The sequence below is a fragment of the Halioglobus sp. HI00S01 genome, assembly GCF_001635445.1.
Classification (GTDB): Bacteria; Pseudomonadota; Gammaproteobacteria; order Pseudomonadales; family Halieaceae; genus Halioglobus; species Halioglobus japonicus.
The window spans coordinates 181875-197841 of record NZ_LWEE01000265.1 but is presented as its reverse complement, the minus strand read 5'-3'; the positions used below and the strand labels follow the sequence as shown (position 1 = coordinate 197841).

Here is a 15967-nt window from a genome sequence, read left to right as displayed (position 1 = left end):
TAGCTATAGTCCGAGGATGGTCGGACCACCGCTCTTGCGGTCGACGCGGATCCGGGCCAGACGATTGGCCTGCCGCAGGGAGATCAGGTGTGCATGAATGGCCTGCAGGAAACCGCGACGGTTCAGATCGAGAATGTCTTCATCCGACAATTCGCGCAGCTTTGCTTCGCTGACCAGGTAAATGCCATCGACTTTGATTTTTTCGCCGTCGATATCCATGTTGAGCGTCTGCGACACCAGCAGATCCTTCTCCACCAACAGGCTGACAAAGGCCCGAGTGACCTGGCCGTTCTGGTAGTACTCTTCGAGTCCCTTGCGCCGATTCTGCATGAACTCAGTCAGCTCGCCAGCTTCGTCAAACAGTTTCTCGCCCTCGGTTTCACTGACCATGGGTGACTCGGGGTCGATGCCCACAGTGACCCGCTCGCCATTGGGGTCGAGCATCAGCAGCTTGAACGGCGACATTTGCAGAGCACCGGGCAATGTCGCACCCAGCCACTTGCCATCTTGCAGCATGAGATTCTCACCCTCAGCGAGGCCCAGCAGTGCCACAGCCTGAAACTGGCCGGTTTCGGCGTGCTTCAAAAACACCAGGGGGAATTCCACAGACAACTGGGCAAACTCGTGCACGACAACAGGCAGCACCTGCTGATTTGCTGCAATAGACAGTTCTGGAGAGGGACGCACACGTGTGCTGGAGTGGATCGCGGGATCCAGAGGTACAGGATTAGCCATAGATAGCTCCAATGGGTATTTCAGGGGCCTGGCAGTATAAACAAAAAGGGGAAGCTGAACTTCCCCTGATTGCTTAGCAGAGACCTGCGCGCTTAGAAGCGCGCAGAGACTCCCAGTACGAAGCGACGCGGCATTTCGTAGGCATACAGAGGGAAGCCTTCGGTGAAACCGCTGTTCGGAGAGTAGGATTGGTTGTTACCAAACTGCTCTGCATCTTCTTCAGTGATGTTGATCACGTCAAAGTTCACAGTGATATTGTCGGTGACAAACCATGCAGACGAGAAGTCCAGAGAACCGTAGTCATCGTGCAGACGGTTGGCGTAGGCGCCGACGTCACGAATCATGTACTCGCTACGCCAGTTGTAAGCCAGACGCGCCTGGAGCAGGTCGTTCTCGAAGTAACCTGACACGTTGTAGGAATCCTTCGAGCTGTCGCTCAGGACGGTGTTGCCGTCAGTAAAGGTACCGTCGTCAGCCTCTGCATCGGTGTAGGTGTAGTTGGCTGTCAGGCCAAAGCCGTTACCGAAATCCTGCTGGTACTGCAGTTCAAAACCTTCGATCTGGGCAGACTTGCCGTTGACTTTTTCCTGCACGGTCCAACCGAACGCCGCTTCCTCAGGAGGCAGCGGGAACGGAATTTCACCGGCGCTGGCGGGGTACTCGACAAAGGTCACGAAGTTTTTCACGTCCTTGGTGAAGTAAGTGAACGACAGCAGTGAGGAGTCGTTAAAGTACCACTCGACGCCCGCGTCGAACTGATTGGCGATGTACGGATCCAGGCCGACGTTACCGATAATCCAGAATTGGTTGTTGGGCAGGTCGTCGTTAGTACCGGTGTTATCCGGGTTAACGTACATGTCAACGTACTGAGGACGGGCCATGACACGAGCCGCTGCAACACGGAAGATCAGCTCATCGCTGAGATCCACGGCAAGGTTCAAGCTGGGCAGCCACTCAGCGTAATCTGCGTCTGCTTCCTGCTTCACACCGTCCAGGTAGTAGGTGGAGGTAGCATCGGTCGACACATAGCGCACACCAAAGTTACCGCGGAAGGATTCACCTTCAAACTTGGCCATGGCGTACAGGGCCGTGTTCTCTTCGTCGATTTCACTGTAGGCACCGAGATCTTCGGTACGGCCAGTGATGCTGCTCTTGGCCCAGCTCTTGAGCGCATCGGCGTCAACATTAAGGATTTCATAGCTGCCGGCGCCCACATCAATAGTGCCATCGGCCACTTCAGAGGTCGCAATTACCGGGTTGAAGCTGGGATCCTGCTGGAACTCATAGCGACGGCTGGTGGTGTTGTGGTCGGAGTAACGTACACCGGCCTTCACTGCGTAGATCGGGCCGAGATTGCTCATATCAAACTCAGCATCGAACTGGGCGTACTGTTCTTCGTCGGTCTTGGGTGTCGCATTGAAGGCGGAACCCGTGCCCATTGCCAGCGTATCGGGTGTGTAGCTGGTGATATCGAAGCCAGCCGTATCCCAGGTCTGCTCACCGCCGCGGAAATCGTAAGTGCCACCGGGAATCGGGGTACCACCGGTGCCGTCGTCGACAACCATTTCAAAGTCAGTACCACCTGATGATGTGGTCTCACCCACCTGGAATTCCAGGACGTAGTTGTCGCCGCTGTAAGTGAAATCCAGATCGATAACATCACTTTCCATGGTCGCTTCACGCGGACGCGCCTGGTAGAACGCCACATTCAGAGGGCCACAGACCGGTGTGCCACCCATCAGGCATTCAGGCGGCGTATCGACACCACTCCAGGACGTGTTGCCCTGGGTCAGCCACAGTGCGTAGTTGGTGTTATCCGCTTCCATTTCCATGTCGATGTAGTTCACAACGACATCAAAGTTTTCATTGGGGCTGTACTGCAAAGAGCCGGTAAACGCGGTGCGCTTACGCTCCTGCTCAAAGGCCACAGGGCCGGCGCCCCACTCCCAGAACGCCTCGTTGCCCTGACGCTGCAGGGAACGCTCTTGGGATACAGCCGAGATCAGCGCACCAAAGGTTTCGCTGTCATTCTTCCAGCTCACCAGGCCAGAAATCATGGGATCGGTTTCTTCAGAATCTTCCTGATACTGTCCTTCAGCAGAAGCGAAAACCGTGAGGGAATCCAGCTCCAGAGGCGTGCGGGTGTTAATGGTAACGGTACCACCTACGCCGCCTTCAGGCAGGTCCGCCTGGGAGGTCTTGTAAACTTCAATGTTGCCGACCAGCTCAGAGGGCAACAGCTCGTAGTTGAAGCTACGCTTGGCGGGCTGGAATACGAACCAGCCGGTAGAAGCAACATTCTGACCGTTCAGAGTGGTCAGGGTCAGCTCGTTACCCACACCGCGGATAGATACGGCAGAACCTTCGCCGAACTGGCGCTGGATGGTAACACCGGGGACGCGCTGCAGTGATTCAGCCACGTTTTTGTCGGGGAACTTACCAATGTCCTCGGCGGTAATCGCGTCGACAACGGCATCGCTGTCGCGCTTCATATTAATGCTCTTGAGCAGGCTGCCGCGGTAGCCAGTTACAATGACTTCCTCTATCACCTGTTCTTCATCTTGCGCCAGCGCGACACCATTCACACCGGCCAGGGCAATCGCCCCCACAGAGGCTGCGGCGACGGTGCTGCGGTTTACGGCGCGGATAGCTTCTCTCAGTTTACTGGACATTTAGCTTCCCCAATTAATCGAATTATCGTCTCTCAAACCGGCCTGGCGATGAGCCTGCCACGACGGCGAAGTCAGACTCTAGTGCCGACAGGACAACGTTGTCAACTATTTTTTGAAAAGCACCAGACAACATATAAATCGCTTAAACCCCTTAAATAACTATATATATTGAGATTGCTACTTATTAGAAACAAAACGAAATATCGAAATTCGAGTTTCTTTCGAGTCTTATGTTGACAACGTTGTCTCAAATATCTAGAGTTCCCTCCAGTCAAGTGTGCGAGAGCACATAACAGTTGTGTGTCGGGCGTTGCGGTGACGCCCAACAGCGAGCCGGGTGACAAGACCAGGCTTAGCTTGGCCGGTGCACTTTGCTGTGCACCGGCTTTTTTTATTTTTCGATGGGGACATAAATGACGTGCAATAACACTCCCTCCCAACCCATTTACCTGGGCATCGACGGTGGCGGCAGCAAGTGCAAGGCCCGCGTGAGCACCCCGGGAACACAGGGCTGCGGTATCGCTGGCCCCGCCAATCCCTTCCAGAACCTTGAACAGGCAAAGTCGTCTATCATCGAGGCCACCCAACTGGCCCTCGAAAGCGCAGGACTTTCAGCCAACCAGATGGGCGAGACTATTGCAGGCGTTGGCCTGGCAGGGGTCAATGTGCCCCCCGTTATGAAGCTGATGCAGGCCTGGGATCACCCCTTCGGCGAGATGCACCTTACCACCGACATCCACATCGCCTGTCTGGCCGCCCACGGCGGCGAAAACGGCGCAGTCATCGTCGCTGGAACCGGCTCTGTTGGCTATATGTCGATGGATTCCACCACCCGCAGCTACGGCGGCCACGGCTTCCCGATCGGCGATATCGCCAGTGGCGCCTGGTTGGGCCTGGAAGCCATCAGAGACGCCCTCCTCACCCTCGACAGCATTGGTCCTTCAACAGCATTGCTCCCCATGCTCGAACAACAGCTGCATGTGCAGGGCCTGGGCATTACCGACAAAATGGCGGGAGCCACATCGCGCGAGTACGCCACTCTAGCCCCGCTTGTCTTTGAGGCGGCAGAACAGGGCGACGCAGTCGCCGAGCAAATCGTGCGCCGGGGTGCCGCTTATCTGTCAGCCATGGCCGAAAAAATGCTGGCAGAAGGCGCTACCAGTTTCTGCATGTTGGGCGGTCTGGCCGACAAGTATCAGCCATGGCTGAACGCTGCGGTGATCAACCACGCCAAACCGCCGCAACAGGAGCCTGACGCAGGCGCCCTGCTTTACGCCCGCAACTGCCACCTGCAAACTATGGGCTAAACCCCGAACCTCAAGCGAGACCGCGAGCAATGCAACCAGCCATTCTTCCGTTTCCACAATCACTACAACGGGATGAAGGCAGCTGTGACCTCTCAGCGGTCACCGTGAACTGTGACAGCTCGCAGCTCGCCGCCAGTGCAGAACTACTGCAAGCCACCCTGAGCACAGCCGAGTCAGGCACCCCCCTGACCCTGAGCCTGGCACCCGATATCGAAACGCCCGAAGGCTACCGACTGAGCGTGGCTCACGCAGGCGTCACCCTCGAAGCTGGCACTCCCGCTGGGGCGTTCTATGGCTGTCAGTCTCTATTGCAACTGGTTGCCACTGCCGACAGCCATAAAATTCCCTGCCTGCGTATCGATGATGCACCGACATACGCTTGGCGCGGCATGCACCTGGACTGCAGCCGCCACTTCTTCGATGTGGCCTTTATCAAACGCTACATCGACCTGCTGGCGCTGCACAAAATGAACCGATTCCATTGGCATTTGTGTGACGACCAGGGCTGGCGCCTTGAAAGCCGGCGTTTTCCTCGCCTTACCCAGGTGGGCGCCTGGCGCGATCGCAGCGTCATCGGGCATACCGCGAACCGGGAGCGTCGATACGAGGATAAGCTTCACGGTGGCTACTACACCCAGGAAGAGGTCAAGGAAGTCGTCGCCTATGCCGCGGCTCGTCATATTGAAGTGCTGCCGGAGATCGATATCCCCGGCCACGCGGCAGCTTTACTGGCGGCATACCCCCAACTGGCCTGTGACGACGGCGACTATCAGGTAGAGGCGCACTACGGCATCTTTCCGGATGTGTTGTGCCCCAGCGAAGAAACCTTTGCATTTCTCGCTGACTTGTTTGCAGAACTCGCCGAGCTGTTTCCCTTCGAGTATGTCCATATTGGCGGCGACGAAGTCATCAAAGATAAGTGGCAGCAGTGCCCGCGCTGCCAGCAGCTGATGCGCGATCAGGGAATGACCTCGGTCGACCGTCTACACGGCTACTTTGTCTCCCGGGTAGAGGACATTCTGGCCTCACTGGGCCGACGCGCCATCGCCTGGAACGAGGTCATGGAAGGCAACGTCGACACCAGCACCACCATTATGTGCTGGACCGGGTTTGACGCCTGCCAACAAGCCCTCGAAGCGGGCCATGAAACCATCATGACGCCCGTGGAATGCACCTACTTTGATTTCTACCAATCCACGTCACTGGACGAGCCACAGGCCATTCACGGGCTTGCCAGCCTCAAGCAGGTATTCGACTACGACCCATTGCCGGACGGGGTAAGTGAGGCTCTGCGCCCACGCATCCTCGGGGCGCAGGCCAATGTATGGACGGAGTACCTACGCGATACCGCGACCGTGGAGTATGCCTGCCTGCCGCGCATGACAGCCCTGTCCGAAGTCACCTGGACAGGACCCGGCCGCGATTGGACAAGCTTTTGCCAGCGCCTGCCCGCACTCATGGACACCCTGCGCCAACAGGGCCACACCGTGGCGGACAGCGCCTGGAAACCGCGCCTTGAGTTCACCCCTGCGACGAACGGCGGGCTCAGCGTGACCATGGCCTGTGACATGCCAGGTACGGTGATTCACTACACCACCGATGGCAGCCCGCCCACCACTGAGTCGCCAATTTATCGGGCGCCGCTGGTCATTCAACAGAGCTGCGTAGTGCGCTGCATGAGCGTTGATTCTGTCACCGGCCGGTGCTACGGCGACGAACGCCAGCACCTGAGCATCCACCGTGCTCTCCACTGCCCACTCTTTCGGCTAGCGTCAGGCGAACTGCACGAGGCACCCGAACTCGCACGCCTGACCGACGGCAAGCTGGGTAACGAGCGCATCTTCCACGGCTTCGAGTGGACGCAGTTCACAGATGTCGACAACGATCTGGTCATCGACCTGGGCAGCTCCCAGCCAGTGACCCGGATGAGTCTGAACTTTGAAGCAGGCGCCCATCGCGAACTGTTTTTTCCTAGCAGGATCGAGGCATATTCATCCGATGACAGCCAGCAGTGGCAGCCGCTAGGCCAATGTGAAGGTGACGCACTGAACAACGGCGCCGTCATACTCGAAGCAGACACTACGTCAGCAAGATACCTGCGCCTGCGCCTGGAAAACCTCGATCAGCACTACGGCCCCGAACAGCGCCAGCTGATTACCCGCCCCGTTCACCTCGATGAAATTGTCGTCGACTAGACAGGGTACTGCGCCGGGCCCACACGTTTGACGTTGGCTGGAAAACCCGCAATGCTGAGGATTCGACAACAGGAGCCTGGAAAGTCCATGCAGCAACTCTCCGGTCAGGACGCCATGTTCCTGCATGCCGAAATAGACGGCATGCCCCAGCATATTGGCGGCGTCAGCATTTATGATCAGTCCACCGCGCCCAATGGCAAGGTACGCTTTAAGCAGATCCTGGACATGCTAGAACGCCGCAAGCATCAATCGCCCATTTTTCGCCGCAAACTCGCGTTTGTTCCCGGTGGTGTCGGCCGCCCCTATTGGGTGGAAGACCCTGACTTCGACATGGAGTACCACGTTCGCCATATCGCCCTGCCCAAGCCCGGCGACTGGCGCCAGCTGTGCATTCTGGCCTCCCGCATTCATGCCGTACCCCTCCGCCGCGACAAGCCCATGTGGGAACTGTATGTCATTGAGGGGCTGAACAATGTAGAGGGCTACCCTCCAGGCTGCTTCGCGCTGTTGATGAAGGTGCATCACTGCGCAATGGATGGCGCCACCGGTGCCCAGTTCATGAACATTGTGCACGACATGACACCTGAAACCAGCGATCCCGGTGAAGCACCGCCGTGGATCATCGAGCGCCCTTCCAAGGCCCGCATGCTCGGCCGAGCCTATGTCGATGCCTGGAAAAAACCGGCCCAGGCATGGCAGTTCGTTAAAGACAGCGTCCCCGCATTCACCCGTATCCGTGCCGGCCGCAAAGCGGGCGACTTTGAGGAAATGAACGAGCGCCAGAACACGCGCTTCCAGGGCAAGATTTCACGCCACCGGGTGGTGGGCGCAAAACGCTTTGATTTTGAGGATGTGCGCGCGATTAAAAACACCAGCCCCGGGGCGACCATTAATGACACCATGCTCGCCATTGTCGGTGGCGGCATGCGCCGCTACCTCGACTCGAAAGGCGAGCTCCCCAATGACAGCCTGATCACAGGCTGCCCTATCGACGTGCGCTCCGTCGAGGAGCGCGCTGCCGGCGGCAACATGGTGGGTTTTATGCACGTCAGCATGCATACCAACATAGAAAATGGTGCCGAGCGACTGGCCGCCATCCACAAGGCTTCAACCTCCGCCAAGTCCTATGCTGAAGCACTGGGACCACGCTTTGCAGTCGACGTAGCCGACGTGCTGCCAGGCAACGTATTGTCGCTGGCGATCCGTACCGCCGCAGCCACGGGCCTGGCCGAGGCCGGCACCATGTTCAATACCGTGATCACCAATGTTCCCGGCGCCCCCTTCCAGTTGTATATGTGTGGTGCGGAATTGGTGGACTCCATCAGCCTGGGACCACTGCTGCCCAACGTGGGGCTATTCCACATTGTTTACAGTTCGGTACAGAACAAAAAGGGGTCGATCACGCTGTCGTTCACCGGTTGTCGCGACATGCTGCCGGACCCGGGCTTTTACACGGATTGCCTGCAGGAATCCTTCGACGAATTATACGCGGAGACTGTGGGCGCCTGAGGGCGCCCCTACAGAAACTGCCGCAACAGTTGCTGTACATCCACCCGCGCCTTAAGGCGGCTCGCCAGCATAAACATCCCCCCCAGCTTGCGGTGAAAGTAAACAGCATCGGTGGGCGGTGCCTTCCAGAAATCCTTGAAGCGGGTGACGTCCTCACCCAGTTGTGACATGCGTGCCGCCATGTCTGAGGCGGCAAAATCATAGGGACCTTCGTGCTGCAGCGGCTCCAGAGCCACCAGAAACAGCGCCAGAATCATCTCGCGATACTCGCTGTCCTCATCGCCAACGGCGTATCCTACTTTTTCAGCCGCGGCCAGCAGCCGCTTTTCGTTTCCGGCGATGGCCGCCTTGGCCAGGCTGCGGTAGTTATTGACGAAACCGGCCTTAAACCGGCGGGTGGCACCAAAATCCAGCAACACAATCTTGCCGCTGCGGCGGTTGTACTGGTAGTTGGCGAAGTTGGGGTCGGTCTGAACCATGCGTAACTCGAACAACTCCCGGAACATGAGCTCCACCAGCGCCGCCATCACCGCATCGCGATCTGCCTGGGGCAAGGTGGCAATGGTTTCTATTGGCTCGCCTTCCACATAGGTCATGGCGAGTACCGTCTTGCGGGTAATATCGGGAATCACCTCCGGGACCACAAATCGCTCATCGTCCGCCAGCAGCTCACCGAATGCAGCGAGGAATTCAGCTTCCTTGTGGTAGTCGGCCTCGTCGTGCAGCTGGGCTTTGGCGTCTTCAAGCAGCGGCTGAATCTCCAGCTCTGCCGGTAACAGGCCGGAGATATTCAACAGCGACGCAATATTGTCGACATCCGCGTCAATGCTGTTTGCAATACCCGGATACTGCACCTTGAGCACGATTTCACGCCCATCAGGCGATACGGTGCGATGGACCTGACCAATCGAAGCAGCGGCCAGGGGCTTGTGCTCAAAGCCGTAGAACATCGCTTCCCACTCTTCGCCATAGGCTTCGGTCATGACCGCATTGAGCTGGTTTGGCGGCATGTAGCGAGCGTCAGAGCGCAGCCGAGCGAGAATGTCTGCCAGTTCCCGGGGCAGAAAATCGCCGGTATCCATCGACAGAATCTGGCCCACTTTCATGGCGGCGCCGCGCATGGTCGCAAGCTGGTCTGCCACCCGCCGGGCATTGCCTGGGGTGAGCAGCATGTCACGTGCCCGCGGCCGCTTGCCGGCCTTCAACTGGCGCGTACCCTCGGCAATCATGCCACCGGCCACGCCGCCGGCCATTTTAGCGACACGCGCAAAGCGCCCTACCCGGCTGGTGGGAATCGCTTTCTGGTCATCATCTGGTTTACGTCCGGCCACGCGATTCACGCTCCTGCCAGGCGGCAATATGGGATTCAATCATGTCACAGGCATTAAACTGGGCATCCAGTACGGCGATAAAGTTAAATACGCCGGTCAGCTTGCGGGCGATCAATGCAAAGTCCCGAGAGGGCGTGGTGAAGTGCCGACTGGCCGCCGACACCGCCGCCTGTTTGCCGGCGCGCCGCATCAACCGCGATCTTCCCCAGCAGTACTCGCCATCCGCATTGAGATACTCAGCCGGCAACTCCGCCACCGGGCGCAGTGGCTCCAGCAAATGTACGCAGAAGTCTGCAAACATGTGCCGTGCCTCATCGCTGGCATCGGGCTGCAGGCAACCCAGACCGATGAGACCCTCTATGATCGCAGGCTCATCCTGGCGCTGGCTCGCGGCTATCGTGTGGCGCAGATGAAAGAGAAATTCGTCGCCGCAATCGAGCACAGAACCGAAATCGAGCAGGGCCAGCTGGTCGTTGCCCTCGCTTTTGCGCCGGTCGTCGAGCTGCAACAGATAGTTGCCAAAATTGGGGTCGGTCTGCAGCGTGCCCCAGTCATACAGCTCATAGAAGAATAGCTCCAGCATCGCTTTGCCCATGTCATTACGGCGTTGCTGCGAGAGCCCCTGAATGGAAGTATCGACCACCGAGTACCCCTCGATGAACTCCATCGCCAGAACAACGCCCGTACAGTAGTTACGATGTAGTTGCGGCACTTTGTAGCTCACCCCCGAGGCCGATAGCCCCGCAACACGCTGCCCCATCTCTTCGGTGAGCCGGGCTTCGCGGTGGTAATCAATTTCGTTGTGCAGGTGTGAGCGCAGCGACTTCATCCAGTGATCGAGATCGCGCCCGGATTTCACCCAGCGGGCCAGCACCAGCATCTTGATCACAGCGTCGAAATCGCTGTCGATCATACTCGCCAACCCGGGGTACTGAACCTTGATGCAAATCCACTCGCCCGTCGCCCGTACCTGCGCCAGATGCACCTGCGCCAGCGAAGCGGCGGCGATGGCCTCCGGGTCGATGTCCAGTTCATCAAAACGCGTCCCGAGCGAGCCGCGCACAAACGACTCCAGCGCATCCCAGTGCAAAGGCTGCGTCTGATCAGACAGATCGCGCAGTGCATCGACCAGCACCGGGGGCAGGAAGTGTTCGCCAAACAGGGCCAGCATTTGTCCAATTTTGACGTAGGTGCCCTTTAGCCGTCCAAGTTCTGCAGCAAAACGCTGCGCCTCGGACCGGGCAAAGTCCGATTGGGGATCATCCTCACTCTTGCCCATCAGGCGCGATACCGCACCATCCACCGCAAGGGCACCACCGGCGCGCACGCCGGCCATGGAAACACTCAAACTGCGGCGCAATGCGCCAGCGGAAAACGTGGGCTTGTCTTTCTTTGCCACGGCTACCTCATTTTCAATACCGGGATCACCGGCAACATCACAAATCATTATTATCGACCGCGGATACTACGGACAGTTTCGTCCTTTGAGAAGCGCGACATCCCCCCAATTTCATGCTAACCCCCTGGGGTCAGGTCTCAAAATTCTGAAACGCTTGTTTCAGAATTCTGAGACCTGACCCCAGGGTTAGTGTTTTTTGGCGGAGAGGGCGTCGGGTTCGATCTGGCCGGTTTCTAGGCGTTTGGCGTGGATGAGTTGCAGTTTGTAGAGATCTTGCTGCAGCTCGAAGAAGCCGTGCCAATGGGCGTAGTCCGCGGCGGCCTTCATGGAGCCACAGATGCTGGGCCAGGCTTCCGGTGTCGGGCGCTTGTTTTCGTCGAGCTGATCTCGGTACCGTGGCACTGCATCCAGCCGGTCCCCTCGTGCACATTCACGAGCGCGCGGAGGCTGTCCTTGGCAATAATCTGGCGATAGGCGCGGTAGTGGCCACACGGAGCAAACTGCTCTTTCGCCGCAACATGGCAGCGGCCACACACCTTGGGTGACACCAGGGGGTAAACATAAACAGGCGTGTGATCAACATCGACATGGCGGGCCGCGTGGAGGGCGTCCTCAACCACCGCGTGACGGTCGATACAGGACACGCCCGCGTGGGCATGTCGCCACACCCAACCCAAGTCCCGCGAGTATAAGGGCAATCCTTTTTCACTTCACGATGGTCTGCTCCCTACACCTATAGCGAGACTAAATCTCATTAGCAATAGGCCCCACATTTTGCATGGGATTAGCATAGCGCAGCTTTTGTGCATCGCCATTGACCCGTATCACGATGGTGCAAGTGCGCAGCGATCACGAAATAAGGTACGCTTTAAAACCACTCCAACACCTGTGACCTGCGCCGATGATCGACGTGAAAATGTGGGGCCGTGCCCTCGACCGCATGCCAAAACTTTCCGAACAGGAGTGGCAGGCCCTGGACCCGTTGGCCAAGTGGCTGATTGCCTGTCGGGCTTCGGTGTTGTTCATGACCTTTACCGCTGCGGCCCTGGGGGGCCTGATGGCTTGGCGCGCCGGTGTGTTCCAGTGGGATTTATGGCTGGCCAGCGTGCTGGGGCTGCTGTTTGCCCACGCCACCAATAACCTGCTCAATGACTACACCGATTCACAGCGGGGCATCGACAAGAACAATTCCTACCGCAACCAGTACGGCGTGCACGTACTGGAAGACGGCCTCATGGATGAATCGGAGTTCTGGCGCTACGTGGGCGTCACCGCCGGTATCGCGCTGGCCCTTGGCGGCTGGCTGGTCTACGAGCGCAGCGGCCTGACGTTCGATCTGATGCTCGCCGGCGCCTTCTTCGTGGTGTTCTATACATGGCCGCTCAAATACTACGGGCTGGGCGAGTCCGCCATGCTGCTGGTGTGGGGGCCGCTCATGGTCGGCGGCAGCTTCTATGTGTCGGCTGGCCAGTGGAGCTGGGACGTCACCTGGCTCAGCCTGGTCTTTGCGTTAGGGCCGACGACGGTGCTGCTCGGCAAACACACCGACAAGCTCGACGCCGACAAGGCCAAGGGCGTGAGTACACTGCCGGTTCTGATCGGCGAGGCCGCAGCTCGCTATGCAACCCTGGCGATGATGGTGGGCCAGTACCTGCTGTGCATTGGCCTGGTCGCTACAGGCACCTTCGCCTGGCCAATGCTACTGGTGTTTGCCTGCCTGCCCCAACTGCCCCGGCTATTTGGGGTATTTTCTGCACCAAAACCCACAGAAGCACCCGCCAGTTACCCCGAGGGCATCTGGCCCCTGTGGTTTTCAGCGAACGCATTTCGCCACACGCGGCGCTTTACCTCGCTGTTCCTGCTCGGGATGATTCTGGACACGCTTATGATCTAAATGAGTCATCCCAACTCACCCCACTGTCGCGGCCGCGGTTTCACGCCCGATCTGCGACGTTTTTCTTTACCAAAAAAATCAATCCACCCCTTGGCGCTCAACGTATCCCCACGTATATTGGCGCCCCATGGAAAAGAGCCGTACTGCAGTGAATGATGCACAACGCCCACGGATTGGCGTTCTCCTGACCAACCTCGGCACTCCCGATGCCCCCGACAAGGCAGCGGTGAAGCGCTATCTGAAAGAATTTCTGTCCGACCCCCGGGTGGTTGACCTGTCCCGCTGGCAATGGGTGCCCATTCTCAGGGGCATTATTCTCAATACCCGTCCAGCCAAGTCGGCAGCCGCCTACGCCACTGTATGGACCGAACAAGGTTCGCCGCTGATGATACATACCCAGGCGCAAACTAATGCCCTGAGCCATATCATGAGTGAACGTCACGGCGACGATGTGGTGGTAGATTTCGCCATGCGCTACGGCAATCCCTCCATGGCCAGCGTGGTCGAAAAAATGCTCGACGCCGGCGTTGAGAAACTGCTGGTCCTGCCGCTCTTTCCCCAGTACAGTGGCGCGACCGTGGGCTCCACCTCCGACGCTCTTAACGATTGCCTGGAGTCCCGGCGCTCCATGCCGAACCTGCGGTTTATCTCCGGTTACCACGACAACGAAGACTATATCGCCGCCCTGGCCCTCAGCATCAAGCGCTACCAGGCGGAACACGGTGTGCCGAAAAAGTTGGTGTTCTCCTACCACGGTGTACCCCAGCGCTACTGCGACGAGGGCGACCCCTACGAACAGCAATGCCATCGCACCACGCAACTGGTCGTCGATTTGCTGGGCCTCACCGAGGACAGCTACATGACGGTCTTTCAATCGCGCTTCGGGCGTGAGGAGTGGCTGCGCCCCTACGCCGATGAGACACTGGCCGACCTGCCCAGCCAGGGCGTCGACAGCGTGCAGGTCATCTGCCCCGGGTTCTCCGCAGACTGCCTGGAAACCATCGAAGAGATGGGCGATGAAAATCGCGAAGTTTTCATAGACAACGGCGGTACCAGCTACGGGTTTATACCCTGCCTGAACAGCGGCCAGGACCATGTCGCCGCGCTGGCGCACCTGATCGAGGATCAACTCGCGGGCTGGCTATGACACCTGCCAATTCATTTACGGGACAACAACATGCGTCAATTTCTAGCGGTTCTCATCTGGCTTTACACCTCCGTCACCTGGGCCTCTGAGCCGGTATGGATTGACGTAAGGTCACCGGCCGAATTTAACGCAGGTCACGTCGACGGCGCGCACCATATCCCCTTTGACCAGGTTGAATCTGGCATACATGGCCTGGACGTGAATAAAGACAGCGAGATTTACCTGTACTGCGGCGCCGGTGGCCGGGCACAAGTAGCCAAGGAAAGCCTGGAGCGGCGCGGTTACAGCAATGTGATCAATGCCGGGGGCCTGGAAGAGGCCCGCGACCTGTCAGCCCAGCAGCAGCGCTGAACTAGATCCAGCGGCGCACCCGCTTACAGAAGGCAGGAAACTCTTCGGGGAACAGCTCCCGCAGCATTTGCTCTTCCGGGAGGATAAAACGCAGCTGGATAATCGCCATAAACACCGGCGGCACGATAAACGCCGCCGCTGCCCCCACCGTTACCGCACAACCCAATAACACCAGCGTCATTCCCAGGTACATGGGGTTGCGAGTGAAGCGGTACACACCGGTAGTGACCAGTGCAGACACATTCTTGAAAGGAATCAGGTCGGTATCCGCCTGTTTGAACAGCCCGCCAGCCAACACCAGCAGCGCCAGTCCGGCAACTAGAATCACCCCGCCGACCATTTGCCCCGCCGTGGAGGTGAAGCGCGCCAAGGGGAAGTACTCATTGCAGACAAACTGCACGATCACCCCGATGGCAAGCCACACGGGAGGGTAGATGATGCGCTTTACCTGGGCCACTGTGTTATCCCCTCCGAATCAATGATGCATGGAGCTGGGTTCGATTGCCCCGATGCCATACGCAAGGACGATACCGAGCATAAATGCCGCGGTCAATTTGCCACGGTCGTGGCTGTGAAAGTGGACCTCGGGCAGCAAGTCGCTAAGGGCAATACAGATAAACGCGCCGGCTGAGAACGCCAGCGCCGCACCTACCAGTACCTCGGGGCTGCCAGTGAGCGAATCGATGCCAAAGTAAAATGCCAGCGCCCCCAGAGGGCACAACAGCGCAAACGCCAGGTTGGTTGCCAGCCGGGCGCGTGGGCTCCAGCCGCCCGCTTCCATCACCGAGGTAATCGACATCGCATCAAGTGGTTTGTGCAGCAAAATCGCCAGGAATACGCCGAAACCGGCCAGTACAGTGGTATGCGAGTGAGACTCACCCACCATGACCGCACCCAGCGCCACGCCGTCAATGAGTGTGTGCACGCCCAGGCCCAGGGCAATCCCCACCCAGCTGAGGCTGTGCACGCCCTCCTGGCCATTAACATGGCCATGACTGTGCCCATGGCCATGCTCATAATGAACGCCCTCCTCCAGGCTGAAATCGTGCTGGTGGAAGTGAAACATGCGCAACATCAGCAACATGCCAATCAATCCGAGCATTAACCACCAGACCGAGCGATCGACACTGCCCTGCTCCAACGCGATGCTGTGTGGCAACAGGTGATAGAACGCCACACCCAGCATCAACCCTGACACCAGGCTCATCATCAGCTGGGTACGCGTGTGGGTCATCTTTACCCAATTCGGCAACTGCCCCCCCGCCAGGGAGAAGCAGGCAATGGCTACGCAGTAAGCCAACAATAACAGTACGGGTGAGCCCGACATGACCAGAATAGTGCCCCGAGGTGGAAACCGCGCATTATTCCACAATCGGTCATGCGCCGCAGTATATGATCGTTTTCATCAGCTGAGGGGGCGGTGCAGG

General features: G+C 58.3%; 13 protein-coding genes. 6 read left to right on the top strand and 7 right to left on the bottom strand.

Annotated features, from left to right (window positions below; genetic code table 11):
• Positions 1 to 3: 3 nt before the first annotated feature.
• Both A3709_RS18310 and A3709_RS18305 read right to left on the bottom strand, forming a co-directional pair.
• Entirely contained in the window at positions 4 to 735 is a 732-nt protein-coding gene (locus tag A3709_RS18310) for a SapC family protein (RefSeq protein WP_066057924.1), read from the bottom strand.
• A gap of 92 nt (positions 736 to 827) precedes the next feature.
• Positions 828 to 3407 carry a TonB-dependent receptor gene (locus A3709_RS18305; protein ID WP_082850207.1) on the bottom strand — a complete coding sequence of 860 codons (2580 nt, stop codon included), beginning with the start codon at positions 3405 to 3407 and terminating at the stop codon, positions 828 to 830.
• A 413-nt stretch (positions 3408 to 3820) separates the two neighbouring features.
• Here A3709_RS18305 and A3709_RS18300 point away from each other — a divergent pair, with 413 nt between their 5' ends.
• Genes A3709_RS18300 through A3709_RS18290 form a run of 3 tightly spaced genes read left to right on the top strand, consistent with a single transcriptional unit; the run spans position 3821 to position 8418 of the window.
• Positions 3821 to 4714 (top strand): BadF/BadG/BcrA/BcrD ATPase family protein, encoded by an 894-nt coding sequence (locus tag A3709_RS18300; RefSeq protein WP_066057921.1) that lies wholly within the window; start codon positions 3821 to 3823, stop codon positions 4712 to 4714.
• A gap of 29 nt (positions 4715 to 4743) precedes the next feature.
• Positions 4744 to 6909: a family 20 glycosylhydrolase gene (locus A3709_RS18295; RefSeq protein ID WP_066057917.1), complete on the top strand. Its 2166-nt coding sequence runs from the start codon at positions 4744 to 4746 to the stop codon at positions 6907 to 6909.
• Between the two features lie 51 nt (positions 6910 to 6960).
• A complete protein-coding gene (locus tag A3709_RS18290) occupies positions 6961 to 8418 on the top strand; it encodes a wax ester/triacylglycerol synthase family O-acyltransferase (protein ID WP_231871241.1) in 1458 nt (485 codons plus the stop codon).
• A gap of 8 nt (positions 8419 to 8426) precedes the next feature.
• Here the strand turns inward: A3709_RS18290 and A3709_RS18285 are convergent, their stop codons facing one another.
• The 3 genes from A3709_RS18285 to A3709_RS23435 form a co-directional block, all read right to left on the bottom strand.
• Positions 8427 to 9749, bottom strand: coding sequence for an AarF/ABC1/UbiB kinase family protein (locus A3709_RS18285; protein ID WP_066057911.1), 1323 nt, complete (start codon positions 9747 to 9749; stop codon positions 8427 to 8429).
• Entirely contained in the window at positions 9736 to 11196 is a 1461-nt protein-coding gene (locus A3709_RS18280) for an AarF/ABC1/UbiB kinase family protein (RefSeq protein ID WP_197484287.1), read from the bottom strand. The genes A3709_RS18285 and A3709_RS18280 overlap by 14 nt, the downstream gene beginning before the upstream one ends.
• 138 nt (positions 11197 to 11334) lie before the next feature.
• The gene (locus A3709_RS23435) at positions 11335 to 11550 is read right to left on the bottom strand and encodes a hypothetical protein (RefSeq protein ID WP_156507846.1); all 216 of its coding nucleotides are present in this window, start codon (positions 11548 to 11550) and stop codon (positions 11335 to 11337) included.
• Positions 11551 to 12049: 499 nt separating this feature from the next.
• Between A3709_RS23435 and A3709_RS18270 the strand changes: the two genes are divergently transcribed.
• The 3 genes from A3709_RS18270 (at position 12050) to A3709_RS18260 (ending at position 14540) form a co-directional block, all read left to right on the top strand.
• Entirely contained in the window at positions 12050 to 13042 is a 993-nt protein-coding gene (locus A3709_RS18270) for a prenyltransferase (RefSeq protein WP_066057902.1), read from the top strand.
• Positions 13043 to 13190: 148 nt separating this feature from the next.
• Complete coding sequence (gene hemH, locus A3709_RS18265; protein ID WP_231871240.1) at positions 13191 to 14189, top strand: ferrochelatase; 999 nt, start codon at positions 13191 to 13193, stop codon at positions 14187 to 14189.
• A 30-nt stretch (positions 14190 to 14219) separates the two neighbouring features.
• Positions 14220 to 14540, top strand: coding sequence for a rhodanese-like domain-containing protein (locus tag A3709_RS18260; protein WP_066057893.1), 321 nt, complete (start codon positions 14220 to 14222; stop codon positions 14538 to 14540).
• Between the two features lies 1 nt (position 14541).
• Here the strand turns inward: A3709_RS18260 and A3709_RS18255 are convergent, their stop codons facing one another.
• Complete coding sequence (locus A3709_RS18255; RefSeq protein WP_066057891.1) at positions 14542 to 14997, bottom strand: isoprenylcysteine carboxylmethyltransferase family protein; 456 nt, start codon at positions 14995 to 14997, stop codon at positions 14542 to 14544.
• Positions 14998 to 15015: 18 nt separating this feature from the next.
• On the bottom strand, positions 15016 to 15867 hold the full coding sequence (locus tag A3709_RS18250; RefSeq protein WP_066057889.1) for a ZIP family metal transporter: 852 nt from the start codon (positions 15865 to 15867) through the stop codon (positions 15016 to 15018).
• Positions 15868 to 15967: the final 100 nt, after the last annotated feature.